Origin of the sequence: Flavobacterium sp. 9R, assembly GCF_902506345.1 — a bacterium.
GTDB lineage: Bacteria > Bacteroidota > Bacteroidia > Flavobacteriales > Flavobacteriaceae > Flavobacterium.
In genome coordinates, this window is record NZ_LR733413.1 from 1,219,251 (window position 1) to 1,243,315 (window position 24,065).

General features: G+C 34.0%; 22 protein-coding genes, 1 other RNA gene and 1 pseudogene. 13 read left to right on the forward strand and 11 right to left on the reverse strand.

Features of this window, described 5'->3' with window-relative positions; translation table 11 throughout:
* Positions 1-15: 15 nt before the first annotated feature.
* Positions 16-1,992: a thiamine pyrophosphate-dependent enzyme gene (locus FLAVO9AF_RS05435; RefSeq protein ID WP_159685469.1), complete on the reverse strand. Its 1,977-nt coding sequence runs from the start codon at positions 1,990-1,992 to the stop codon at positions 16-18.
* Positions 1,993-2,164: 172 nt separating this feature from the next.
* On the opposite strand from FLAVO9AF_RS05435, the gene FLAVO9AF_RS05440 reads away from it, so the two are divergent.
* The 6 genes from FLAVO9AF_RS05440 to FLAVO9AF_RS05465 all read left to right on the forward strand — a co-directional run bounded on the left by FLAVO9AF_RS05440 (position 2,165) and on the right by FLAVO9AF_RS05465 (position 6,837).
* Entirely contained in the window at positions 2,165-3,118 is a 954-nt protein-coding gene (locus FLAVO9AF_RS05440) for an isopenicillin N synthase family oxygenase (RefSeq protein ID WP_159685471.1), read from the forward strand.
* Positions 3,119-3,204: 86 nt separating this feature from the next.
* Positions 3,205-3,534 carry a translation initiation factor gene (locus FLAVO9AF_RS05445; protein ID WP_159685474.1) on the forward strand — a complete coding sequence of 110 codons (330 nt, stop codon included), beginning with the start codon at positions 3,205-3,207 and terminating at the stop codon, positions 3,532-3,534.
* Between the two features lie 82 nt (positions 3,535-3,616).
* Positions 3,617-4,483: a nucleoside phosphorylase gene (locus FLAVO9AF_RS05450; RefSeq protein WP_159685476.1), complete on the forward strand. Its 867-nt coding sequence runs from the start codon at positions 3,617-3,619 to the stop codon at positions 4,481-4,483.
* Positions 4,484-4,495: 12 nt separating this feature from the next.
* Positions 4,496-5,032, forward strand: a complete 537-nt coding sequence (locus FLAVO9AF_RS05455; protein WP_159685479.1) for a GNAT family N-acetyltransferase — start codon at positions 4,496-4,498, stop codon at positions 5,030-5,032.
* On the forward strand, positions 5,033-5,884 hold the full coding sequence (locus FLAVO9AF_RS05460) for a substrate-binding domain-containing protein (RefSeq protein ID WP_159685482.1): 852 nt from the start codon (positions 5,033-5,035) through the stop codon (positions 5,882-5,884).
* A 20-nt stretch (positions 5,885-5,904) separates the two neighbouring features.
* Complete coding sequence (locus tag FLAVO9AF_RS05465) at positions 5,905-6,837, forward strand: transglutaminase (RefSeq protein ID WP_159685484.1); 933 nt, start codon at positions 5,905-5,907, stop codon at positions 6,835-6,837.
* A gap of 1 nt (position 6,838) precedes the next feature.
* Here FLAVO9AF_RS05465 and FLAVO9AF_RS05470 read toward each other — a convergent pair whose 3' ends face one another.
* From FLAVO9AF_RS05470 to FLAVO9AF_RS05490, 5 genes are all read right to left on the reverse strand, one after another.
* Positions 6,839-7,969 carry a serine hydrolase gene (locus tag FLAVO9AF_RS05470; protein WP_159685486.1) on the reverse strand — a complete coding sequence of 377 codons (1,131 nt, stop codon included), beginning with the start codon at positions 7,967-7,969 and terminating at the stop codon, positions 6,839-6,841.
* Between the two features lie 52 nt (positions 7,970-8,021).
* Positions 8,022-8,756, reverse strand: a complete 735-nt coding sequence (kdsB, locus tag FLAVO9AF_RS05475) for a 3-deoxy-manno-octulosonate cytidylyltransferase (RefSeq protein WP_159685488.1) — start codon at positions 8,754-8,756, stop codon at positions 8,022-8,024.
* A gap of 109 nt (positions 8,757-8,865) precedes the next feature.
* The gene (gene ygiD / locus FLAVO9AF_RS05480; RefSeq protein WP_159685490.1) at positions 8,866-9,696 is read right to left on the reverse strand and encodes a 4,5-DOPA dioxygenase extradiol; all 831 of its coding nucleotides are present in this window, start codon (positions 9,694-9,696) and stop codon (positions 8,866-8,868) included.
* A 5-nt stretch (positions 9,697-9,701) separates the two neighbouring features.
* Positions 9,702-10,094 (reverse strand): VOC family protein, encoded by a 393-nt coding sequence (locus tag FLAVO9AF_RS05485; RefSeq protein ID WP_159685492.1) that lies wholly within the window; start codon positions 10,092-10,094, stop codon positions 9,702-9,704.
* 6 nt (positions 10,095-10,100) lie between these two features.
* Positions 10,101-11,522 carry an ATP-dependent RecD-like DNA helicase gene (locus tag FLAVO9AF_RS05490; RefSeq protein WP_159685494.1) on the reverse strand — a complete coding sequence of 474 codons (1,422 nt, stop codon included), beginning with the start codon at positions 11,520-11,522 and terminating at the stop codon, positions 10,101-10,103.
* A gap of 247 nt (positions 11,523-11,769) precedes the next feature.
* Between FLAVO9AF_RS05490 and FLAVO9AF_RS05495 the strand changes: the two genes are divergently transcribed.
* Together FLAVO9AF_RS05495 and FLAVO9AF_RS05500 are read left to right on the forward strand one after the other, a co-directional pair.
* Positions 11,770-12,576, forward strand: coding sequence for a DUF3822 family protein (locus tag FLAVO9AF_RS05495; RefSeq protein ID WP_159685496.1), 807 nt, complete (start codon positions 11,770-11,772; stop codon positions 12,574-12,576).
* Positions 12,573-13,178, forward strand: coding sequence for an RsmD family RNA methyltransferase (locus FLAVO9AF_RS05500; RefSeq protein ID WP_159685498.1), 606 nt, complete (start codon positions 12,573-12,575; stop codon positions 13,176-13,178). Before FLAVO9AF_RS05495 ends, FLAVO9AF_RS05500 begins: the two co-directional genes overlap by 4 nt.
* 55 nt (positions 13,179-13,233) lie before the next feature.
* Here FLAVO9AF_RS05500 and FLAVO9AF_RS05505 read toward each other — a convergent pair whose 3' ends face one another.
* On the reverse strand, positions 13,234-15,354 hold the full coding sequence (locus tag FLAVO9AF_RS05505) for an outer membrane beta-barrel protein (protein ID WP_159685500.1): 2,121 nt from the start codon (positions 15,352-15,354) through the stop codon (positions 13,234-13,236).
* Between the two features lie 138 nt (positions 15,355-15,492).
* On the opposite strand from FLAVO9AF_RS05505, the gene FLAVO9AF_RS05510 reads away from it, so the two are divergent.
* Together FLAVO9AF_RS05510 and FLAVO9AF_RS05515 are read left to right on the forward strand one after the other, a co-directional pair.
* Positions 15,493-16,851 carry a sensor histidine kinase KdpD gene (locus FLAVO9AF_RS05510; RefSeq protein ID WP_159685502.1) on the forward strand — a complete coding sequence of 453 codons (1,359 nt, stop codon included), beginning with the start codon at positions 15,493-15,495 and terminating at the stop codon, positions 16,849-16,851.
* A gap of 10 nt (positions 16,852-16,861) precedes the next feature.
* Entirely contained in the window at positions 16,862-17,548 is a 687-nt protein-coding gene (locus FLAVO9AF_RS05515) for a response regulator transcription factor (RefSeq protein WP_159685504.1), read from the forward strand.
* 58 nt (positions 17,549-17,606) lie between these two features.
* Here FLAVO9AF_RS05515 and rnpB read toward each other — a convergent pair.
* Positions 17,607-17,940, reverse strand: an RNA gene (gene rnpB, locus FLAVO9AF_RS05520) — RNase P RNA component class A.
* A 449-nt stretch (positions 17,941-18,389) separates the two neighbouring features.
* Between rnpB and dnaX the strand changes: the two genes are divergently transcribed.
* From dnaX to FLAVO9AF_RS15755, 3 genes and pseudogenes are all read left to right on the forward strand, one after another.
* Complete coding sequence (gene dnaX, locus FLAVO9AF_RS05525) at positions 18,390-19,475, forward strand: DNA polymerase III subunit gamma/tau (protein WP_159685506.1); 1,086 nt, start codon at positions 18,390-18,392, stop codon at positions 19,473-19,475.
* 266 nt (positions 19,476-19,741) lie between these two features.
* On the forward strand, positions 19,742-20,125 hold the full coding sequence (locus FLAVO9AF_RS05530) for a DNA polymerase III (protein ID WP_236552280.1): 384 nt from the start codon (positions 19,742-19,744) through the stop codon (positions 20,123-20,125).
* A 20-nt stretch (positions 20,126-20,145) separates the two neighbouring features.
* Positions 20,146-20,310, forward strand: a pseudogene (locus FLAVO9AF_RS15755) (hypothetical protein); the annotation flags it as partial.
* A 60-nt stretch (positions 20,311-20,370) separates the two neighbouring features.
* Here FLAVO9AF_RS15755 and FLAVO9AF_RS05540 read toward each other — a convergent pair.
* From FLAVO9AF_RS05540 to FLAVO9AF_RS05550, 3 genes are read right to left on the reverse strand one after another with little or no spacing between them, the layout of a single operon-like run.
* Positions 20,371-21,261 (reverse strand): Ppx/GppA phosphatase family protein, encoded by an 891-nt coding sequence (locus FLAVO9AF_RS05540; RefSeq protein WP_159685508.1) that lies wholly within the window; start codon positions 21,259-21,261, stop codon positions 20,371-20,373.
* A 39-nt stretch (positions 21,262-21,300) separates the two neighbouring features.
* The gene (gene ppk1, locus FLAVO9AF_RS05545) at positions 21,301-23,367 is read right to left on the reverse strand and encodes a polyphosphate kinase 1 (protein WP_370516448.1); all 2,067 of its coding nucleotides are present in this window, start codon (positions 23,365-23,367) and stop codon (positions 21,301-21,303) included.
* Between the two features lie 8 nt (positions 23,368-23,375).
* Positions 23,376-23,861, reverse strand: coding sequence for a histidine phosphatase family protein (locus FLAVO9AF_RS05550; protein ID WP_159685510.1), 486 nt, complete (start codon positions 23,859-23,861; stop codon positions 23,376-23,378).
* Positions 23,862-24,065: the final 204 nt, after the last annotated feature.

Sequence of the window (24,065 nt, forward strand, 5' to 3'; positions counted from 1 at the left end):
GCAACCCTTTTGCTATTAATAAGCTATTAAATCCAGCAATTCTTTTTCAAATCTGCCTTTAGGTAAATATTGGTCTTCCAACGCCTTAGTAAAAGGGATTGGCGAATCCAAACTGGCTACTCGTTTTACTGGCGCATCCAAATACTCAAAGCAATTTTCCATAATCAATGCGGACAAATCACTCGCAATTCCTCCGAAAAGACTGTCTTCTTGAACAATAATTGCCTTTCCTGTTTTCTTTACAGAAGCAAAAATGGTTTCGGTATCCAACGGCTGCAAGGTTCTTAAATCAATCAAATCTGCGCTAAGCTGTGGATTTTTACCCAAGGTTTCTAATGCCCAATGAACGGTGGCTCCAAAAGCAATAATGGTGATTTGTTCCCCTTCTTTTAAAACGGCTGCTTTACCTAAAGAAATAGTGTAATACTCCTTTGGAACGTCTTGATAAATAGAACGGTATAATAATTTATGTTCGAAAAATAAAACCGGATTAGGGTCATTAATGGATTCGTTTAATAATCCTTTGGCATCATAAGGAAAAGCAGGATAAACCACTTTCAAACCTGGTGTTTTGGTAAACCAAGCTTCATTGGTTTGGGAATGAAAAGGACCAGCTTGAGTTCCACCACCGCAAGGCATTCGGACAACAACATCGGCTTTTTCTAACCAACGATAATGCGATTTAGCCAAAAGATTCACAATAGGATTGAAACCTGTAGACACAAAATCTGCAAATTGCATTTCCATAATGGCTTTGTATCCATTAATAGATAATCCCATAGCCGCAGAGACAACTGCACTTTCGCAAATCGGGGTATTACGAACGCGTTCCTTTCCAAATTCAGCTACAAAACCATCGGTTATCTTAAAGGCTCCACCATATTCAGCAATGTCTTGCCCCATGATTACAGAGTTGTCATAGCGCTGCATAGATTGCTTCAATCCTTGACTAATAGCATCTATAAAACGAATATTTTCGTTAGCTCCTGATGGTTCTACAATTTCTGCAACGTAGGGTTGATAAACATCATTTAACTCTTCAGCAAAACTAGCTTCAATTTCAGGTTCGGCATTAGCTAAAGCCCAATCGGTATCGATTTCCTGTTTTATTTTTGCTTTGATTTCAGCATCTTCTGCTTCTGTAAGAATGCCATTTTGAAGTAAAAAGTCTTTGTAATTCGCAACAGGGTCTTTCACTGCCCATACATCCATCAATTCTTGAGGAACATATTTAGTACCGCTTGCTTCTTCGTGACCTCGCATTCTAAAGGTTTTAAACTCTAGCAAAATGGGACGTGGACGCTCAATCATTGAAGCTTTTAATTCTGAAATCAAAGTAAAAACTTCCAAAATATTATTGCCATCCACAATATGGCTTTCCATTCCGTAACCTTTTCCTTTATCGGCTAGATTTTCACAACGGTATTGTTCATTCGTTGGCGTTGAAAGTCCATAACCGTTATTTTCAATCACAAAAAGAACTGGTAAATCCCAAACAGCCGCAATATTTAAAGCTTCGTGAAAGTCGCCTTCACTTGTCGCTCCTTCTCCTGTAAAAACAGCTGTAATTTTATTATTCTTTTTTAAAGTATTGGCCAAAGCAATCCCATCGGCCACTCCTAATTGAGGGCCTAAGTGCGAAATCATTCCAATAATTTTATATTCTTGGGTACCGAAGTGAAAACTGCGATCTCTACCTTTTGTAAAACCATTTGCTTTACCTTGCCATTGAGAAAATAATCGGTGTAACGGAATATCTCTTCCTGTAAAAACTCCTAAATTTCTGTGCATAGGTAAAATATACTCATCTTGGTCTAAAGCAGCGGTAATACCTACAGCAATAGCTTCTTGACCAATGCCTGAAAACCATTTGGATACTTTACCTTGTCGTATCAAGATTAACATTTTTTCCTCAATAAGTCTAGGAAGCAGTATTTTTTTATAGAGACTAATTAATTGTTCGTTGCTAAGTTCTTTTCTATCAAAAGTCATGGTTTTCGATTTTTATGAGTGCTTCAAAGATATAAAAATATAACAGTTTTGATTATTTTTGTTATATTTTTTGATTTTCAAATGATTTTTTAAAAAGTCAGAATTGAAAATATTCTTTACATTTGTAACTAGAAGTTTTAAAAAACTTCTAAATTATCAAAATTCAAATAATATGCAAAACATTCCTAGTGTTGACTTGCGTGATTTCCTTTCGGATGACCCGAAACGTAAACAAAAATTTGTAAATGAAATCGGAACCGCTTACGAAGAAATAGGCTTCGTAGCATTAAAAGGTCATTTTTTGAATGACGAATTAGTTGAGAACTTGTATACAGAAGTTCGTAACTTTTTTACACTTCCTCTCGAAGTAAAAGAAAAATATGAAATTCCAGGTATTGGTGGACAAAGAGGCTACATTTCTTTTGGAAAAGAACATGCCAAAGGACGCTCAGCTGGAGATTTGAAAGAGTTTTGGCATTTTGGCCAATATGTAAGCGAAGGTTCAAAATACGCTGGCGAATATCCTGCCAATGTGGAAGTTTCAGAATTAGCTAATTTTAATTCAGTTGGTAAAGAAGCCTATCAAATGCTTGAAAAAACCGGGGTTTATGTATTAAGAGCATTAGCCTTGTTTATTGGTTTGGACGAATTTTACTTTGACCAATACGTAAAAGATGGTAATAGCATTTTGCGACCTATTCATTATCCGCCAATCACAGATGAGCCAAAAGACGGCGCAGTTCGTGCAGCAGCTCACGGAGATATTAATTTGATTACCTTACTAATGGGTGCTCAAGGAAAAGGCCTACAAGTGCAAAACCACGATGGCGAATGGATTGATGCTATGGCACAACCTGATGAATTAATGATTAATGTAGGCGATATGTTATCTCGTCATACCAATAATCGTTTGAAATCAACTATTCATCAAGTGGTGAATCCACCAAGAGAATTATGGGGAACCTCACGTTATTCTATTCCGTTTTTTATGCATCCTGTCAGCGATATGAAGCTGAATTGTTTAGAAAATTGCATCGATGACCAACACCCAAGATTATTTGATGATATCACTGCTGGCGATTATTTGTATGAGCGTTTGGTAGATTTAGGTTTAATCAAAAAGTAAAAGTATAAACATACTATCAGTAATTCCAAATTCCAAAGCCTACCTTCTTGGAATTTGGAATTTGATTTTTTCAAAAGTTCAATTTTATGGATTTACAAGACCAATTAAAACATCTTTTTCCAGATCATCAGCCCCTTCCTGACGAACCCATTGAGGAAGTAGCACGCGAATTGTATGTGCAAAAAGAACCGATGATTTGCAAATATGAAAAACGAAAAGGAAAAGCTACCACTATTATAGAAGGCTACGAAGGAACCGATGAAGATTTCAAAATTTTAGCCAAAGAAATAAAAACAAAATTGAGTGTGGGCGGTACTTTTAAAGAAGGAGCAATTATCATTCAAGGAGATTACCGCGATAAAATAATGACTCTTTTAAAAGAAAAAGGCTTTAAAACAAAAAGAGTTGGAGGTTAAAATAGAGTGTTCAGTATGCAGCTTTTAGTACTCAGTTTAACAACATTAAACGATTAAACCTTAAACAATTTAAACATAGGTTATGATAAAAGATTCCGAATTAATACTCAATCCTGATGGTAGTGTGTATCATCTTAACTTAAAGCCAGAACAAATTGCAACTACAATTCTGTTTGTGGGTGATCAAGATCGTGTAGAAAAAATCACTAAGCACTTTGATGCTATTGAGTTTACCGTTCAAAAAAGAGAATTCAAAACGCAAACAGGAACCTATAAAGGCAAGCGAATTAGTGTGGTTTCTACTGGAATTGGTCCAGATAATATTGATATTGTACTCAACGAATTAGACGCTTTAGTCAATATCGATTTAAAAACTAGAAAGGTAAAAGATACCTTAACAGCATTGAGAATCATCAGAATTGGAACTTCTGGTTCTCTGCAAGCTGATATCCCAGTAGATCATTTTGTCATGGCCCAATACGGACTAGGATTAGACAACATGCTTCGCTCCTATTTGATCGATTCTATTGCTGAAACCCGCTTAGAAAAAGCGTTTATCGAACATACCAACTGGGATTTGAAAAAAGGAACGCCTTATTTTATAGGTTGTTCCCCTGAGTTGGAGCAATTAATTGCAAGTGAGCAAATTCACAAAGGAATTACAGCAACCGCTGGTGGTTTTTATGGACCTCAAGGACGTGTGCTGCGATTAGGAATACAAGATCCAGCATTGAATTCTAAAATGGATTCCTTTAGTTTTGAAGGGCATCGCATTACGAATCTAGAAATGGAAACCAGTGCTATTTATGGACTCGGTAAGTTACTAGGACATCATTGCTTATCTATGAATGCCATCATTGCCAACCGCGCTAACGGTACTTTTAGCCAAGATCCTTATAAGGCCGTAGACGAACTTATTTTGTATACCCTGAATAAACTAGCGCAATAATAATAACAAAATATGGATATACTTCTCGAAACCGACCGATTAATACTGCGCCCTTTTACGATTGACGATGCCGAAGCTATGTTTATTATGGACTCTAATCCTATTGTTCACAAATATTTATGGAACAAACCGGTTCAAGATATTACAGAAATATATCCTGTAATTGAATCGCTTCAAAAACAATATGCAACTAATAAAATTGGCCGCTTTGCTACTTTTTTAAAAGAAGACGGACAATTTATCGGTTGGACAGGTATTAAGTTCATCAACGACCATATAGAAAACGGAAATACTAATTTTTACGATTACGGATACCGTTTGGATGAGCGCTTTTGGAACAAAGGATACGCCACCGAAGCCACAAAATTTTGGCTGGAGTATGGTTTTAATGAAATGAAGATACAAGAAATGAATGCTTACACCCACGCTCAAAATGGTGCTTCCAATCATATCTTAAGCAAATGCGGAATGCAGTTTATAGAAGAATATACGGCTGAAGATGGCATCAATTGGAAATGGTGGCAACTATTTAATCCAAATCAAAAATAAATGACAACAATACGAATAGCTGGTGTTCCAGAACATTTTAATTTGCCTTGGCATTTAGCCATAGAAAATGGAGATTTTAAAAAAGAAGCTATCGATTTGCAATGGACGGATGTTCCAGAAGGCACCGGTAAAATGTGCCAAATGCTTCGCGATGGAAGTACGGATATTGCTATTATTTTAACTGAAGGTATCGTAAAAGATATTACCGCTGGCAATCCTTCAAAAATAGTTCAAGTGTATGTAGAAACTCCTTTGATTTGGGGAATTCATGTTGCAGCACAATCCAAATACGAAAACTTGGCACAACTTGAAGGTACTAAAGCTGCCATCTCAAGAATAGGTTCTGGTTCCCAATTAATGGCTTATGTCAATGCTGGTAATCAAAAGTGGGATGCAAATTCATTGTCGTTTGAAATTGTAAATACCATTGACGGAGCTGTTACTGCTTTGACAGAAGGTACCGCTGATTATTTTATGTGGGAACGATTCATGACACAACCTCTCGTTGACAAAGGAATTTTCAGAAGAATCGCTGATTGCCCCACACCTTGGCCTTGTTTTGTTATTGCAGTTCGAGACGAAATTTTAGATCAACAGCCTGAAGCAATTCTAAAAATACTTAAAGTAATTAACAGCAATACACTAAATTTTAAATCGTTACCCAATATCATTGAAAAGCTAGCAGTACGTTTTCATCAGAAAGAAGAAGACCTCGAAAAATGGTTGGCTCTAACCGAATGGTCACAAAATCAATTAAGTGAAAATGTGTTAAACAATGTCCAAAATCAATTGTTGGAACTCGGAATTATTGATAAAAAAAGTACATTTGCTGAAATAGTAAAAGTGGTATAATCGTACTCCTTTTTAAAGATATGATAGACCCAAAAAAAATTGATTTAAATAAGCTAAAAACCCAACTTCAAGTCAAGAAACCTTGGGACATTATTATTATATCTTTTTTGAACTTGGTCATCACCTTCCCTGTTTTTATCATTATTCATCACAATGTTATTGATTTCAATTGGCCTTTTAATTTAGACCGAATTCTTATTTTTTTGGTAGTTTTTATTGTTCTTCATTTCGTTCTTAACGCTATGAGAACCTTTATGATGATTGGCATTCTGATTTATTTTTTTGTTCTTATTTACGGGAGCATTTTTGGAAATTACGGATTTAATAGCGTCGTTGAAGATTACAATTCAATGGTCTATACTATGTCTGACAGTCCTTACCCTCAAGATATTATCATTGCCAAACTCCTTCCCTTTCCAAATAAATCTAAAATTTTGAGCGCCATTGAATATGAAAATCCAAAAGTGCGCAATTTTGCCATTATGGCTACTACAAAGCACTTTCGAAATCTAAAAGGATATAGCGATTACAGAACCATTATTCAGTGTTTTGCTGTTTTCAAAGAAATCAATTCGCGTTGGAATTACGTTCACGACCCTAAAGAAGGCGATTATATTGCTACAGCAACAGAATCTTTGATGTATTTCTCTGGCGATTGTGATGACCATTCCATTCTTATGGCAGCTTGTGTTAGAGCGATAGGCGGAACTCCAAGATTAATTCATACCAAAGGACACATTTATCCTGAAATCTTAATTGGCTCGATGGAAGACTTAGAAAAAATGAATTATTTAATTAAAAACGAGCTATTCCCGAGAGAAAGCGCCAAGAAACAGTTGCATTATCACATCGATGAGCGTGGGCAAGTATGGATGAATTTGGATTATACCGCGAAATATCCCGGAGGCCCTTTCTTATTCGAGGAAATTTTAGGAGCCTTGACCTTAAACTAGATTATTGCTTGCTTTTTTGATACAATTGTCGGCCGAGTTCTGCTAAAAAAGGAAATCCAATCGAATCATATTCGTAAATTCCATCATTAAATATTTTGTTTTTGTTGACCAAAATAGTGGCCGATACTAAAAACTCAATATTGTTTTTTGAATCAACGATATACGCACAATCCGTAAGTGTTCCGTAGGCTTCACCAACTTTATTGTAAATTTTGATGTAATCAGGAATAGATTCTTTTGTATCACCAAACATAAAAAACTTACAATACCCATCAAAATATTCTTTTGGGTCATAACCTGCATTTCTTGGCAAGTTTTGCATCGAAAACAATATAAATTCTCTGCTTTTTTCTGAAAGCTTGAAACGCTCATTTTCCTCGAAAGCTTCTGGAAAGACAACTCTTTTAAGTGTATTATGCAATGTCTCTAAAGGGTAATAGTTTTTTTCTGAAAAATCAAATGGTTTTTGAATGATTTGCTCGCCTTCTAAATAGCCATTTCCTTTTTGAATTCCTTTTAACTTCAAGGGAACAAATGCTTTTGCTTCAATTGATGGAAATTTCACAACTGTACCATCGTCTTTATACAAAGTGATAGGTTGTATTAACCTACTTCCCGAATTTGCAGTCGATAATCGATGAGTGATTCTAAATGGAGATAAACCCTTATTTTTTATACCATTGTTCAAATCATCAAATCCGATAAATTCGAACAAATGATTACTGGCTTCATTATCACTTACTGCAAACAACTTTGAAACTTCTTCTGAAACTTTCCACTGGGTTGCTTCATCACCAATAGAAAATGTAGAATTTACAGAGGTATTCGAAATAGCATCTAACTTCTCTAAAGCCATAACTGCAATAGGGAATTTAACGGTACTAGCAGGATAGAAATATTGATTTACATCTACATTATACTTAAAATCAATAAAAGAAACCTTTCCGTTAGCAGCTCGTTTAATTTGAGAATAAATGATTTGAACCTCATACTCTTCGGGATTTTCCATTACTTGATGAATAATCCCTTTTGGTGTTTTTAAGGTTTCTCTTAATGGATTGTTTCGCAAGCCACTACAGCCAACTAAAACTGTTAGCAGTGTGCAAAAGAAAATAGTGTAGCTCTTTTTCATAAAATTAGTTGAACTCAGAAATAGATTCGTGAGGAACAAAACATAAATTTAATTATAAATCACGAAGTAACTGTTTGGCTTTTTCTAAATCTTCTTCAGTGTCTATTCCAATACCAATATGAGTAGTCTCGACCATTTTGATTCGTTTCCCAAATTCTAAATAACGTAGTTGTTCTAGTTTTTCAGAAGCTTCTAGAGATTTCATTGGTAAACTGTAAAAATCCAATAAGGCTTGTTTCCTAAAAGCATAAATGCCGATATGCTGCATGTAGCGCACACCAACATTAATCTCTCTTGGATAAGGAATTACAGAACGTGAAAAATATAGAGCAAAACCATTTTGGTCCACCACCACTTTTACATTGTTTGGATTATTGATTTCATCTTCATTTGTAATCTCTCGCATCAACGAAGCCAAATCTACTTGTTGGTTGGTATCCTTTTTAAATACTTCAATCACTTTTGCCAAGGGTTCGGCATTTATGAATGGTTCATCACCTTGCACATTGACCACGATATCAACATCGAGATTTTCAACAGCTTCTGCAATACGGTCACTCCCCGACTCATGCTCTTTGATACTCATAATTGCTTTTCCCCCGTTTGAAACAATTTCGTTATAAATTAAATCGGAGTCGGTTACCACAAACACATCATCAAAAAGTTGGGTGTTAATTGCGGCTTCATAAGTTCTTCTGATGACTGTTTTTCCACCTAAATCTTGCATTAATTTTGCAGGAAATCGTGTGGATGCGTATCGAGCGGGAATGACTGCTATTATTTTCATTGTTTTATTTTTATTGCCGTAAAGGCGCTAAGAGGTGAAGTTTTTTTTGAATTTAAAGTTTGATTGAACAAATATATAAAATACATACTTTCTAATGTTATTAAATACTTTAGCCAATTCGAACCGAGGTCATACTTAACGAACCCGCTACTAACTTATCATTGAATAATTGTATTTCTTCGCTTTTGTCTTTTAAACCCAAAGTATAGATTAAAGGCAAAAAATGCTCGGGAGTTGGAATAGCCAACTGAAACGCTTGACTTTGTTTCTCATACTCCAATAATGGTTGAAAATTGCCATCTAGTAAAAGTGAATTAATGGTAGCTCGAGCCTCTATAGCCCAATCATAGCCATAATCATCTTTCTCAAAATTATAAAAATCCACCAAACGCAAATTATGGATGATATTACCACTACCGATAATTAAAATACCTTTTTGACGCAAACGACTCAATTGTTGCGCCAATTGAAAATGATATTCAGTGGGTTTTGAATAATCTATACTTAATTGAATTACAGGAATATTGGCTTCTGGATATAAATGTTTGATTACACTCCAAGCTCCGTGGTCTAATCCCCAATGATGGTCTAATTCAACCACTGTAGGAAGCAATAATTCTTGAGTAATCGTAGCTAATTCAGGACATCCGTGAGCGGGATATTGTACTTCAAACAACTCTTTTGGGAAACCACCAAAATCGTGAATGGTTTTAGGCATTTCCATAGCGGTGACTTTTGAACCTTTGGTAAACCAATGTGCCGAAACACACAAAATAGCATTAGGTTTAGGTAGGTTTTTGGCCAAATTGCGAAAACCAGTAACAAACTGATTTTCTTCGATTGCGTTCATTGGACTGCCGTGACCTAAAAACAAAACTGGCATCTTTTCGGTAGTCGAAAAAGAACTAGCTATTTTATCTAAATCGTTTATATTTCGCATACCGTTTAGTTATTTCGTTGAATCAAATCCCATAGATTACCGTAGATGTCTTTAAAAACAAGAACTTTACCGTAGTCTTCGGTTTTGGGTTCACGTACAATTTCGATATTGTTACTTATTAAATTCTGATAATCTCTATCAAAATTATCTGTATTTAAAAACAAGAAAACACGCCCTCCCGATTGGTTGCCTATACTTTGTTTTTGAATAGCACCATCGGCTTTGGCTAACAATAAACTAAAATCTTGACTTCCTTTGGGCGCGACTAAAACCCATCTCTTAGTTTCAGACAAGGCAGTATCTTCAATCAAATCAAAATGCAATTTATCAACATAAAACGAAAGGGCTTCATCATAATCAGCCACTAACAAAGCAATATGTGCTATTTTTTGTTTCATTTTAATTTAGTCTACAAAACTATCGTCTTTAAATCCTATCAAATATAGCTTATTTTTGGCACGTGTCATTGCGGTGTACAACCAGCGAATATAATCGGTGTCGATTCCGTTGGGCAAATATGGCTGTTCTATAAAAACGGTATTCCACTGACCACCTTGCGATTTATGGCAAGTGATAGCATAGGAAAACTTAACTTGAAGCGCATTAAAATACTCATTCTCTTTGACCTTCTGAAACTGTTTGTATTTGGTTTCACCTTCGTAATCTTTCATTACTTCTTGGTACAATCTATTCGATTCTTCATAAGTTAAAGAAGGAGATTCGCTTTTTATGGTATCCAATAACAAAACGGTTTCTAAAGGTTTTTGGTTGGGATAATCGACCATTCGGATTTTGACCTTCGCGAATTTGAAACCGTACAACTCTTTGATTGCGAATATCTCTAATACCTCAATAATATCACCATTTGCTACAAAACCAGCTTCGTCAGAATCTTTCAACCAAAAGTAATTGTTCTTAACCACCATCAAGAAATCGCCCGTGGCCAATTCACTTTCTTTATCTAATATTTTGGCTCGAATTTGCTCGTTGTACTGATTCGCTCTTTTGTTGGAACGCACTATAAAAGCGGTATCCTCAATGCTGTAGTTGCTATAAGCCGAATGAATCGCATCTTGAATATCGTATCCATCCACAAGTCGGATTATATCCTTGAATTTTTTCAAATCAAATTGATACTCGGTCACAAAGGCATCGTTTAGCAATTCACGCAAAGCTGTTGCATTGTATAAAATACCTGAGTTTTCTTCTTGACGCATTACTTCATCGAGTTCGATATGGTCAATTTCTTTATTATAATGAAGCGATAAAGTATCAATGTCTAAGGCGGGACTTATATCCAGATTCACTGGAGGCAACTGTGCAGTATCTCCCAAAAGAATCATCTTGCAATTGGATCCCGAATACACATACGAAATCAAATCATCTAAGAGTGAACCATTTTCATACAATTTCGAATCCGAATTGGTATCAGAAATCATAGAAGCTTCATCGACGATAAAAATGGTGTTTTTATGTTTGTTGGGTTGCAAGGTAAAAGAAACGCCTCCTCCAGATGTTTTTTTAGGAAAATAGATTTTCTTGTGAATCGTAAAAGCTGGTTTTTCAGAATAATTAGCAATTACTTTGGCCGCTCGACCTGTTGGCGCTAATAAAACGGCTTTTTTGTTGATGCCTGTCAAGCTATTCACCAAAGTTGAAATTACCGTAGTTTTTCCCGTTCCTGCGTAGCCTTTCAAGACAAAAATGGTATTGTTCTCAATTTCAGTTAGAAAAATAGCAATTTTCTGAAAAAAAATATCCTGTTGGTACGTAGGCTGAAAAGGAAAATTTTTCTGTAAAAAACTATAAAATTGAGAGGAATTCATTGAGTGAAATTTGGATACAAAGTAACGGAAAGTTTTCTATTGCATAGACAATTTTCAAAGGCAATTTCAATTTTGTCACAGCCACAAATGCTTTAGTTTTATTTGTTGTTTGAAAAAGCTCTAACCCTTTAATTTTGTGTAATTTTATTTTATAATTACCATTAAGATTGCATTTCGCCTTGAATTTGGCTATTGTTATTGCTATTAAAATTTGTAAGTTTGCGTAGTCGAAAAAAAGCAAAAAAAGATGAGTATCACCGAAAAGAAATACAAAAAATTAGCACTTCAAGTATCGTTGACAGGTTTGTCTTTTTGTTGTTTCGACACTTTAAATAAAAAAATCCTTTCTTACAACGAAGTTCATTTTGACACCTTTCACAAAGCGACCAAAATCGAAGAACTTTTTGCCGATGCGTTTAGCGATTTTCCAGAATTAAAGGACACTTATGACGAAATCGTAGTCATTCACAACAATACTTTATCTACGTTTGTGCCCACTGCCCTATTTGATGAAAATTATTTAGGAAGTTATTTGCAATACAACACCAAAGTGTTCGAAACTGATTTTTTTGCCTACGATACCATTGCCAATTACGAAATGAATACCGTTTACATTCCGTACGTGAACATCAATAATTTTTTTATTGACCAATTTGGTTCATTTGATTACAAGCACGCTAACAGTATTTTGGTTACCAAAATTTTAGAAGCTTCCAAAAATAATGACAATAAAAAAATGGTCGTTCATTTCAATACAGGTCATTTTGAAATCATAGTGGTACAAAACCAGCAACTATTGCTTTTTAATTCGTTTGAATACGCCACACCCGAAGATTTCTTGTATTATATTCTTTTTACTGCAGAGCAATTAAGTTTAAATCCAGAAAATTTTCCATTGGAAATTATGGGAAATATTAACGAAGAAAGTCCCTACTATCAACTAGCTTACCAATACATCCGAAACATATCTCTTTTTGATGTGAGCAGTTTGCAACGTAGTAATTCTTTTTCAGAAGCCATCAACAGACAACATTTTATACTATTCAACTCATGAGAATCATTTCAGGAAAATACAAAGGAAGACGCATTCAACCGCCAAAAAACCTGCCGGTGCGTCCCACTACCGATATGAGTAAAGAAGCTTTATTCAATGTGTTGAACAATCATTTTAGTTTTGAAGGATTGAAAGTGTTGGATTTATTCTCTGGCACAGGAAACATTAGCTACGAATTTGCCTCAAGAGGAAGTTATCCAATTACTTCAGTAGATGGTGATTTTGGTTGTGTAAAATTCATCAAACAAGTAGCTGCCGAATATGATTTTACGATTGCGGCTACCAAGAGCGATGTGTTTAAGTTTTTAGAAAACTGCAAAACCACTTACGACATCATTTTTGCCGACCCGCCTTATGGTTTAGACCAAGCTACTTTTGAAAAAGTGGTGCTTTTGGTTTTTGAAAAAAACTTACTCAACGAAGAAGGAATGATGATTATCGAGCATTCTAAATACACCAAAATGGAGCATTTGGATAATTTTTCGTTTCAAAAAAGTTATGGTGGTTCGTTTTTCAGCTTTTTTGAATTCAACAATACCCATGATGAAGAAGAGTTAGATGATGAGTCAAATCGAAAAGAAACTGAAGAAGACGAAGGTTAATTTGCCAAAGAATTTATACAAACAAAGCCCATGCATTGCAAGGGTTTTACCCTTATTATCTTATTCTATTAGAATTATCGTCGATATTTTTCTCCTTAAACTCAGCTGACTTTATTTTACCAAAAGAATATTTAACAGCAATCGAAAACTCATGTGCATCAACCAAATATCTTGCTTTTGAACTGATATCATTTATGGTAAATTTTTCTGCGTAAATCGTATTGCTCAAAATATCATTATAACTTAAGATGCAGTTCCAATTGGTGAAAAAAGTTTTCGAAACTGCTAAACCCATAATAATAGATATTGCTTTTCTTTCAAACACACCTTCTTTTTGTTCAGTTGATCCCCAAGCTGACACAGAAATGACATACCCTTTTGGAAGTTTGAATTCATTGCTCGAATAATAATACAAATAAGGTTTTGATGTCATAAACTGAGCTGAATCATCTTCTATTTTATTTAATATAAAACTTAAACTATTGGTTGATGTCCAAATTTTATAAGTAAAAGGCAGCGTAAATTCTAAATTAAATCCGGACTCTTTATCAAAATTAGTTTCTTTAAAAATCAATATATTATTCTCGTTATCAAATGTAAAACTACTGTAAACAGGATCCGTATTTTTATAATAACTCAGTTTTACGGATTTATCCTTGTATTGAAAACTAGACGAAATCTGATTGTTAATAGTTGGATCTAAATTGATATTTCGTGAATATAAAAAATATGGATTTATATAAGTGGATCCTTGACTTGTTGACGAATAATTGGGTCTCGAAATACTTTTAGAATAATTTAAGGTTATTGATTTAGTACTGTTAATAGGGATATCAAACTGCACTTTCGGAAAGAAATCGGTGTAATTCTTGTTGATTAATGGCTCTTTATCATTTTTGAATTTCCCTAGAATATCAGTGTTTTCAACTCTGAAACCTACAGAATAGACAATCTTTTTTATAGTTCCTGACAATTGAGCATAACCTGAGCTGTTTTTCTCATCGAAATTATATATTGAACTGACTGTAGTGTTTGTTGCAAAATTAAAAATTTTAAAATCAGTATTTGCGTCAGCAGATAAATACAAACCTCCAACTTCCAATTTCATTTCATTTTTAAATTTATTTTCAAGATCAATCCTTCCAGAAAAAACGCCAACATTAAATTTTTGATTGCTGTTTAGTGCCCATTCAAATGGTGTGTCATTAAAATTATTTTGAGCCAATGAACTTAAATCTTGATCAAAATTAGAATACTGTAAACCAACAAATAATTGTGTGTCGATTGGTTTTATTTTCTTGGAATAATTGACAAAAGAGTTTATAAAATTCTTCTGATCCTTATTGTCACTATCTGTTATAACATTATTTTCTAAATCTCCATTCTTATTATAAGTAGTTGTATTTATATCAAAAAGTTCGTTCTGTAATTTACTATTTAGATTAATTGAAAAATAATCATCCTCATTAATTTTATAAAAAAGACCTCCACCAAAAATGAATTGTTTTCTTTTGGTATTTGCGGTAGCAACATTATAATTCGAGATTATGTCTTCGTCAGGAATTTGATAATCGATCTTATGGCTTTCCCAAGGGCTTAATTTGTTGTAATTAAAATTTGCTTTCCATTCGAATTTGTTCTTCTTGAAACTTGAATTTATCCCCAAATAATTATTGAATTCTTTTTTGAATGAAGCCACTTCGGATACAGTTGTTTGTGAACCCTCTTTTTTGCTAAATTTCCTTGTAATCAAAATAACGGCCCTTCCTTCTGCTTCATATTTCGAGGATGGATTATTGATAATTTCAATGGTTTTTATGTCGTCAACAGACAAAGCATTCAAATCATTCATTCCAACTTTTTGATTATCTATGTATATCAAAGGATTTCCTTTTCCGATGACCGTAATACTTTCTTTGTCGGCACTGATCGTAATATTGGGTAATTTGGATAATAAATCTAATGTATTTGGGGTTGAATTAAGAATTGAATTGGCCACATCAACTTTGATATTTCCATTTTTATTGGTGAACATTTTTTTTTCTTTAGTGACGATTACTTCAGTTAATTTGTTGGAAATACTGTCGTTTTCGGTAGTATTTTGTCCGTAACCAAATCCTGAAACGATAAGACAAATTATATTTAATGTATTCTGAATTCTTAAATTGGTATTCATTTAATAGTAAGTTATACGATTTAAAACATTACAAAAATGCTTCTAAATACTTACTTCCTAAGTTAATCGAAGGTTAATGCGGAGTTAATGACGAATTTGAATAATAAAAGAATTATTTTTGAATTCAATTTTCACCAAATGAAACAAAGAATCAATTTATTAATCGCCTTTTCAGTTATTGCTCTGATCGTTTTATCAGTTGTGCAATGTTATTTGGTAAAAACAACTTACGATTATAAAGTAGCCCAATTTCACACGGAAATCAAAGATAAAATTGCCCAAATAACAAATGATTACAGTGATATTGATTCGGCTTACGTCAATAAAAAGGAAATGCTCTATAAGCAATTGGCACAAAATTATGTTTTGACCAAAAAGCCAAAATTTGAAATAGAAAGTACCTTACTGGATCATGAATCTGGAAGTGAATTAACTCGAAAAATCCAACTAAAATTCAAACGTGAATTTCCAGATATTTCAATTGATTTTGCTATTGTTCTTAACAAGTTTGTCATTTATAACAGTCATAAAAAAGTAGATACTATTTTTTCCAAAAAACCTCTTATACAGAACAAAATATACGGTAACTTAAAGTCTTTAAACAATGCTTTTTTAGTTAGAAATTATGTTAGCACCACCAATGGTAATGAAACATTAAAAGAGTATAAATTGCTTACCGAAGACTCTATGTATGTTTCTGTAATCGATTGGGAAATGATAATTTTCGAAAGAATGAAAATGATTTTGCTATTATCGCTTCTATCCATTCTTACGCTAATAACGCTGTTTGTAATTGCTATCAAAGCATTAATTAAGCAAAAGAAAGTAAGTGACGTCAAAACGGATTTTATCAATAATATCACGCACGAACTCAAAACTCCTTTGACCACTTTGGGAATTTCGACAAAAATATTGGAGCGAAAAGATATACGTGCCAATGAAGAGCAATTCAGCAGTGTTTTAAATACTGTTTCACGTCAAAATAATCGTCTGCAAAGTTTAATTGACCAAGTAATGGCTAATTCATTGGGTGAAAATGATATTGAACTGCAAAAAGAAAAAATCATTGCTGAGTCATTTTTGAACGCTATTGTAGTCGATTTTAAGGTTGCGTTTCCAAAAGTGACTCTTGAAGCTCATTTTAATACTAAAGAAACCCTTTTGGTTTTAGATAAATTTCATTTGACTACAGCCATTTTAAATGTACTCGAAAATGCCGTAAAATATGGCAGTAATACTATTACAATCAAAACGGAATTAATTAAAAACCAATTCAATATCAGTGTCAAAGATGACGGAATTGGAATTTCAAAAAGCAAACATTCTTTATTGTTTGATAAATTCTACAGAGTTGAACAAGGCAATCTGCATAATGCAAAAGGACTAGGTTTGGGGCTTTATTATGTAAATCAAATCATAAAAGCGCATCAAGGTACAATAGCTGTTATAAGTGATTTAGGTAAGGGGTCTGAGTTTAAAATTATGTTTAAAGTCTAATAATTTGTAATTGAAAAAAGTACTTTTAACCGAAGATGATGCTGATTTTGCAGGCGTTCTCAAACAATACTTAGAATTGTACCAATTTGAGATAACTTGGACCGAAAATGGTGAAGAAGCATTAGCTATTTTTCAAACCAAAAACTTCGACATTTGTGTTTTTGATGTCATGATGCCAAAAATGGATGGATTTACTCTTGCAGAAAAAATCATTAAAATCAATCCCGATGTTCCATTTGTTTTTCTAACAGCAAGAAAGCTAAAAGAAGACAAAATCATTGGACTAAAATTGGGTGCGGATGATTATATTGTAAAACCCTTTGAGGCTGATGAACTTGTTTTGCGACTGAACAATATTTTGAAAAGAAGCAAACAAAATCATTTTCCAAAAATAGATGATGAGTTACAAATTGGTACATATTTATTCGATACCAAACGTTTGTGTCTAAAAAATAATTCTATAACACAGCAACTCACTGAAAAGGAAGCTTCTCTTATCCATTTTTTCTATACTCATAAAAATCAAATGGTAAAAAGAGAGCAAATTTTGAAAACGATTTGGGGTAACGACGATTTTTTTTCGGGAAGAAGCATGGATGTCTACATCAGTAAAATACGGAAATATTTCAAAGAGGATTCAAGAATAAGCATTGAAAGTGTCCGGAATATTGGATTAGAATTTAAAATAGAAAATTAAAAATGTGATTTTGATGAAGATAAAAAATGATTTTTTTTCATTTTTTATCTAAAAAAATAAAAAATGCAGACCTATAAGCCGGATTCTGTATTTCGTCCCGAAAATTCAGAACGAAACCCTTATCATTTATCTAGACTTACAATTACTTGTAAGCTCAAGCTATCTACCCTTCAGCAACGAACGAGAAGCCCTTAAATGCTGATATACTTGATATTTCACCGCATAGAGTTTACCTGGTTTCACTACAGCATTACCTGTACATACTTTCTGTTGCACTTGTCCTAATCTAGTCCGTAAAGACCAAACCGACGGGTGTTACCCGCTATGCTTCTCTGTGGTGTCCGGACTTTCCTCCCTTCGCCTAGGCGAACGACGATAAGGCGGTCTGCGGTGCAAAAGTAACTTTTTTAAACTTGATTTCCTTGTTAAAGTCAATTTTCTAGGAGGTAATTACTTTGCTGATGCACGACTAGTTGTTTTAATTCTGAATTTTAGTTTATTAAAATAGATTGTAAACGCGTTATGAAAAAGAGAAGTACTTAAATAGCCCTGATCGCAGCGGCATCCTTTTTTAGTTCACAGGTTTTTGTAACCTGTGGACTAAAAAAGATATAGCGGAGAGCAGGACGAATCGCGAATGAAAACGGAAATTGCTTCTCCTAATCATCCTTCAAATTAAAGAATGCGCAAGAAAAATCAGCTGGTAAATCGTTTACTTCATTATTTTTTTGATTGTCAATGGGATATTCAAAAAATGAAAAGATTTTTTGGCAAATAAACCATTTTGAACATCAAGAAATAAACAAAAAAGCTATATTTGCTTTCGAATCATAGGACAACAATGGAACAATTTATAGTATCTGCACGTAAATATCGCCCGCAAACATTTAAGGATGTTGTAGGTCAAAAAGCGATTACCAATACGCTACTGAATGCTATAGAAAACAACCATTTGGCTTCGGCTTTGTTGTTTACGGGGCCTCGTGGTGTGGGAAAAACGACTTGTGCTAGAATTTTGGCGCGTAAAATTAACCAGCCCGGTTATGATGACCCTGAAGAAGATTTTGCGTTCAATGTATTTGAGTTGGATGCGGCTTCGAACAACTCGGTGGACGATATTCGAAATTTGATTGACCAAGTTCGAATCCCTCCGCAAACGGGACAATACAAAGTGTACATCATCGACGAGGTGCATATGTTGTCTTCGGCGGCGTTTAATGCTTTTTTGAAAACATTAGAAGAGCCACCAAAACACGCCATTTTTATTCTCGCTACTACAGAAAAACACAAAATCATTCCAACGATTTTGTCGCGTTGTCAGATTTTTGATTTCAAACGTATTACGGTAAAAGACGCCAAAGAACACTTGGCTGATGTTGCCGAAAGTCAAGGGATTCAATTTGAAGATGATGCGTTGCACATTATTGCTCAAAAAGCAGATGGAGCAATGCGTGATGCGTTGTCTATTTTTGACCGTGTGGTTTCTTTTTGTGGTTCGAATTTGACAAGACAGGCTGTAACCGAAAATCTAAATGTTTTAGACTACGAAACCTACATCAATATTACCGATTTGGTTTTGGAGAATAAAATTCCTGATTTGTTATTGGCTTTCAACACTATTTTATCCAAAGGTTTTGATGCGCATCATTTTGTATCGGGTCTTGCTTCTCACTTTAGAGATTTATTGGTGGCAAAAACTCCTTCTACCCTAAGTTTGTTAGAAATGGGAGAACAAGCGCAACAACTTTATGGTGTACAAGCTCAAAAATGCAGTGCCGACTTCTTATTAAAAGGAATCGAAATTGCCAATGACTGTGATTTGAAATATAAAGTCAGTCAAAATCAGCGATTACTAGTCGAACTTTGTTTGATGCAATTGGCCTCTATCACTTTTGATGGAGAAAAAAAAAAGCTGAGTCTTTCATAATTCCGCCTACTTATTTCCGTAAGAATGACTATTCGATAACCGAAGTAGTTAAACCTGTTATTGCCACTACACCTGAAATTCCAGTAGTTGCTCCACCAGTTACTAAAACAACTCAAAACACAGAAGCTACAGTAGAAAAGCCAGCAATTGCAGCACCTATAGCACCTGTTTTAAGTACAGACAAGCCTAAAATTTCGGCATTTTCGTTATCGAGTATTCGTGCCAAAAAAGCGCTTGAAGAAAGCAGCAAATCGATTGTAAAAGAAGTGGTTCATACCCCTACAGAAGCATTTACAGAAACCGAAATGTTGTTGCAATGGACAAAATATGCCCAAAAATTAGGTAGTAAAGGCTATAGAATTATGGAATCGTTATTGTTGATTAACGACCCAAAATTAGATGGCACAAGAATTACAATTGAATTACCTAATGAAGGTTCCAAATTGGATTTTGAAAGTCAGAAACACGGACTTTTAGGTCATCTGAAAGGGCATTTGCACAATCACGAAATCACTATTGATGTAATTGTGAACGAAAGCATCGAAATCAAAAGAAACCTAAACGACCAAGACCGTTATAATCGATTAAAAGAAATAAATCCCGCCATCGATTTGTTGTGTTCTACTTTTGGGTTACACGTTGATGCGTAAAACCGTTTGTATTTCTTTCACTAACTGTTCTTTTCTTTGTTTTAACGATTTCAAAATTCACAGGAAATGAATTCATCAATCCAATAGGTGGTGCAATTGGTGTTATTTGTAGTGGTAGTGCTTTTCATTTGGCTATGATGGAATTGTTAGAAGAAGTAAAAGAAAAAGAGTGCTTCCTTTACTAAGTATATGCTTGTAATCATAAAAAAGAAGCCAGCTAATTATTTAGTTGGCTTCTTCAGTTTTTAGATTTTTCCGTAATACATTGCTTTTACAATACCATCCGAAAGTCCAATCTTTGGCACATAAATTTGACGGGCTCCACTCCATTTCATAGCATTCAAATAAATGCGAGTTGCAGGTACAATTACGTCGGCACGGTCTGAATTCAATCCCAATTGCGAAATTCGTTGTTCGTAAGTTAAGGAACTCAAATAGGCATATTGCGAATTGATATATATATAAGACAATGGTTTATCTTGTTGTTTTCCAGACATTTTAAACAACTTATTGATATTTCCACCAGAACCAATCAAAGTAACTTCATCATAATCGGCAGTGTTGGTTCTAATCCATTTTTCGATTTCTTCCCAAACGACATCGTGTACCATTTCGTTCAGTAAACGTACAGTACCTGCTTTGAAAGAACGAGAATTAATCATCTTGCCGTGAGAAAATAATGTAAACTCGGTACTACCACCACCTACATCTACAAATAAATAGGTTTCATCTGTTTTTAATAAATGATGCAAATCGGTAGAAGCAATAATAGCCGCTTCTTTTTTACCGTCAATGATTTCTATTTTGATATCGGCTTTTTTCTTAATCAATGCCACCACTTCTTTGGCATTATAGGCTTCTCGCATAGCTGAAGTAGCGAAAGCTTTGTAACACTCTACTTTGTGTACCTTCATCAAAAGATTAAATGCCTTCATAGCATCGCACATTCTTTCAATATTCTCTGGAGAAATTTCTCCAACTGTAAAAGCATCTTGCCCTAAACGAATAGGAACACGCACTAAGGAACTCTTACTGAATTGTGTTTCTTTTCCTTCTTGTTCAACAATATTAGCAATCAACAAACGCATCGCATTCGATCCGATATCAATAGCAGCATATTTTTTAATTTTAATCATATGTTCACTCATTCATTTATAACAGCACAATTCAATACATTATGCTTCTTCAGTAATTACTTCAAGTTTATTTTGATAATATTTATAAGTCTCAATTTGTGCTCTAAAAAGTGGCTCACCATTTCTTTCTTTGTACTTGTTGTCTAAATTTTCAGAATGATAACGAGCTTTTACATTACCTTTCCAGCCCAAATCAAAATGATCTATCAATTCATTTTTTATATCTTGGTCATAGATAGGACAAGTTACCTCTACCCTTGCATCTAGGTTTCTTCTCATAAAATCTGCCGATGAAATGTATACTTCAGGAATTCCTGCATTTCCAAAAATATACACTCTAGAATGTTCCAAATAATTATCAACAATACTAATTGCTTCAATGTTTTCGCTTAAACCAGGAACCCCCGGAATCAATGAACAAATACCTCTAACTTCTAATTGGATTTTGACTCCCGCTTTGCTAGCTTGATATAACTTATCAATCATTTCAAAGTCAGACAAACTATTCATTTTTAATTTTATATAGGTTTTTCTACCTGCCAAAGCGTGCGTTATTTCACGATCAATTAATTTCACAAACTTACTTCGGGTGTAATGTGGAGAAACAATTAAATGCTTGTAACGATGTACTCTATAATTTACATCGAAGAAATCAAAAATTTTATTGATGTCTTTTAAAATCTGCTGATGGCTTGTGAAAAGGGTTACATCTGTATAAACTTTGGCTGTTGATTCATTAAAATTACCGGTAGAAACAAAACCGTAACGTTTAATTTTGTCTTTTTCTTGTCTTTCAATCACGCAGATTTTGCTATGTACCTTTAAACCTTTGATTCCAAAAATCAATTCTATGCCTTCCGTTTTCATTTGTTCGGCATATGAAATATTGGAAGCTTCATCAAATCGAGCTTGCAATTCGATTTGTACTGTTACTTTTTTACCATTTTTGGCAGCGTTGATTAAAGAACTTATAATCTGTGAATTCTTCGCCAGACGATACAAAGTTATTTTGATAGAAAGCACTTTTGGATCCAATGCAGCTTCTCTCAAAAACTTTGTCAAATAAGAAAACGATTGATACGGTGCATTCAACAAATAATCTTTCTCGCTTATCTTATCCAACATACTCCCTTCTAGACTCAAGCCAGGAATTGGTAATGGAACGTTAGATTGATACAATAAATCGAAACGACCCAAGTTTGGAAAGTCCATATAATCTCTTCGGTTGTGATAACGTCCACCCGGAATGATACTATCCGTAGAAACAATATGCATTTTATCCAAGAAGAAGTTGAGCGTATCCTCCTCTATTTCTTGGTCGTAAATAAAACGAACGGGCTCTCCAATTCGGCGGTCTTTTACACTCAAAGCAATTTTTTCAATCATACTTTTGCTCAAATCACTATCGATGTCTAACGAGGCATCTCTTGTAATTTTTATCATATGAGCTGATATGCTTTGATAGTCGAAAATATTAAAAATGCTACTTAAATTTTGTCGGATGACATCGTCTAACAGAATAACATATTGCTTTTCATTTTTCGAAGGTAATACAACAAATCGATTGATTGTTTTTGGAATTTCGATAACAGCATAGCGCACTTCCTCCTCCTTTTTCATAACCAATTTCACTGCCAAGTAACCAAAAGTGTCTTTTAACAAAGGAAATTCGGCTAAGTCATTCAAAATAATAGTCACCAATTCAGGACTTACTCTTTGAATGAAAAAATCTTTTAGATAGTTTTCCTGATCTTTATCTAAATCATTCTCGTTGATGATGTAGATATTTTCTTTTTGCAATTGGCTTTCAATTTCATTTAATATGTTCAAACTCTCGGCTTGATGTTCAATTACAATTTCAGTAATTTCTTTAACCAATTGTTGAGCTGAAACACCTCCTAAATATTTCTCGCCTGAAATTCCAGAAAGACTCAATCTGCGGATGGCTGCAAAGCGAACTCTAAAAAATTCATCCAAATTGTTTGAAAAAATACCTAAAAAACGTAGCCTATCTAATAAAGGAACCGAATCATCGGCTGCTTCTTGCAAAACACGGGCGTTAAAAGCTAACCAACTCTTTTCTCTATCAATATATTTGTGTATCAAAACTTAATTTATTTTAAATCTTTAGGAACTATTACTTTTAAAGTTTTACCTTTTTCTATGGCACTCCAATCGTCTACATCAAATTGTAGCGAGACAAACCCAGATGTAGGAACATTTTCAATAAAAACGTCTCCAAATTTATTAACAAAATTTGTAATTGCCCCATTATGTCCAAAAAGAATTACACTATCAAATTCATTTTTACAAGATTTAATCACCTTAGCTAATTGGTTTTCATCAAAAGTATACAGCTCCTCTTTGTAAATAATACTCTCGATAGGATAGGATAAATTTTGAGCAAAAATTAAAGCAGTTTGAGAAGCTCGTTCTGCCACACTTGTCCAAAACAAATAGGTTTTAGGCAAATACTTTGAAACATAGCTAGATACGAGATGTGCCGCTTGTAGCCCATTTTTAGACAAAGGTCTATCCCTATCTTTTAAGGGGGTTTCCCAACTTGATTTTGCGTGTCGAACTAAGATTAAATTTTTCATAATGCTTCCGTTTTTTTAGTTCAAATACTTTTAGATACAGGCCTATATTTTTACCTATAAATCTATTTTTCAGACACTTAAATTACGTTTATTTTTTTAGTCTGAATTGAACTAAATATAAATTAACAATTGTTTAGTGTTTCTCTTGATTACAAAATCAGAATTATTCTATACCCTTTTTAGAATAAAAGATGACAAAATACT

Coding starts and splice junctions, on each gene's coding strand:
- FLAVO9AF_RS05485 (WP_159685492.1), bottom strand. CDS start 10,094: ATGAAACAAAAAATAGCACATATTGCTTTGTTAGTGGCTGATTATGAT.
- FLAVO9AF_RS05540 (WP_159685508.1), bottom strand. CDS start 21,261: ATGATTAAAATTAAAAAATATGCTGCTATTGATATCGGATCGAATGCG.
- FLAVO9AF_RS05465 (WP_159685484.1), top strand. CDS start 5,905: ATGATAGACCCAAAAAAAATTGATTTAAATAAGCTAAAAACCCAACTT.
- dnaX (WP_159685506.1), top strand. CDS start 18,390: ATGGAACAATTTATAGTATCTGCACGTAAATATCGCCCGCAAACATTT.
- FLAVO9AF_RS05500 (WP_159685498.1), top strand. CDS start 12,573: ATGAGAATCATTTCAGGAAAATACAAAGGAAGACGCATTCAACCGCCA.
- FLAVO9AF_RS05490 (WP_159685494.1), bottom strand. CDS start 11,522: ATGAATTCCTCTCAATTTTATAGTTTTTTACAGAAAAATTTTCCTTTT.
- FLAVO9AF_RS05450 (WP_159685476.1), top strand. CDS start 3,617: ATGATAAAAGATTCCGAATTAATACTCAATCCTGATGGTAGTGTGTAT.
- FLAVO9AF_RS05455 (WP_159685479.1), top strand. CDS start 4,496: ATGGATATACTTCTCGAAACCGACCGATTAATACTGCGCCCTTTTACG.
- kdsB (WP_159685488.1), bottom strand. CDS start 8,756: ATGAAAATAATAGCAGTCATTCCCGCTCGATACGCATCCACACGATTT.
- FLAVO9AF_RS05435 (WP_159685469.1), bottom strand. CDS start 1,992: ATGACTTTTGATAGAAAAGAACTTAGCAACGAACAATTAATTAGTCTC.
- FLAVO9AF_RS05440 (WP_159685471.1), top strand. CDS start 2,165: ATGCAAAACATTCCTAGTGTTGACTTGCGTGATTTCCTTTCGGATGAC.
- FLAVO9AF_RS05505 (WP_159685500.1), bottom strand. CDS start 15,354: ATGAATACCAATTTAAGAATTCAGAATACATTAAATATAATTTGTCTT.
- FLAVO9AF_RS05495 (WP_159685496.1), top strand. CDS start 11,770: ATGAGTATCACCGAAAAGAAATACAAAAAATTAGCACTTCAAGTATCG.
- FLAVO9AF_RS05550 (WP_159685510.1), bottom strand. CDS start 23,861: ATGAAAAATTTAATCTTAGTTCGACACGCAAAATCAAGTTGGGAAACC.
- FLAVO9AF_RS05510 (WP_159685502.1), top strand. CDS start 15,493: ATGAAACAAAGAATCAATTTATTAATCGCCTTTTCAGTTATTGCTCTG.
- ygiD (WP_159685490.1), bottom strand. CDS start 9,696: ATGCGAAATATAAACGATTTAGATAAAATAGCTAGTTCTTTTTCGACT.
- FLAVO9AF_RS05445 (WP_159685474.1), top strand. CDS start 3,205: ATGGATTTACAAGACCAATTAAAACATCTTTTTCCAGATCATCAGCCC.
- FLAVO9AF_RS05460 (WP_159685482.1), top strand. CDS start 5,033: ATGACAACAATACGAATAGCTGGTGTTCCAGAACATTTTAATTTGCCT.
- FLAVO9AF_RS05470 (WP_159685486.1), bottom strand. CDS start 7,969: ATGAAAAAGAGCTACACTATTTTCTTTTGCACACTGCTAACAGTTTTA.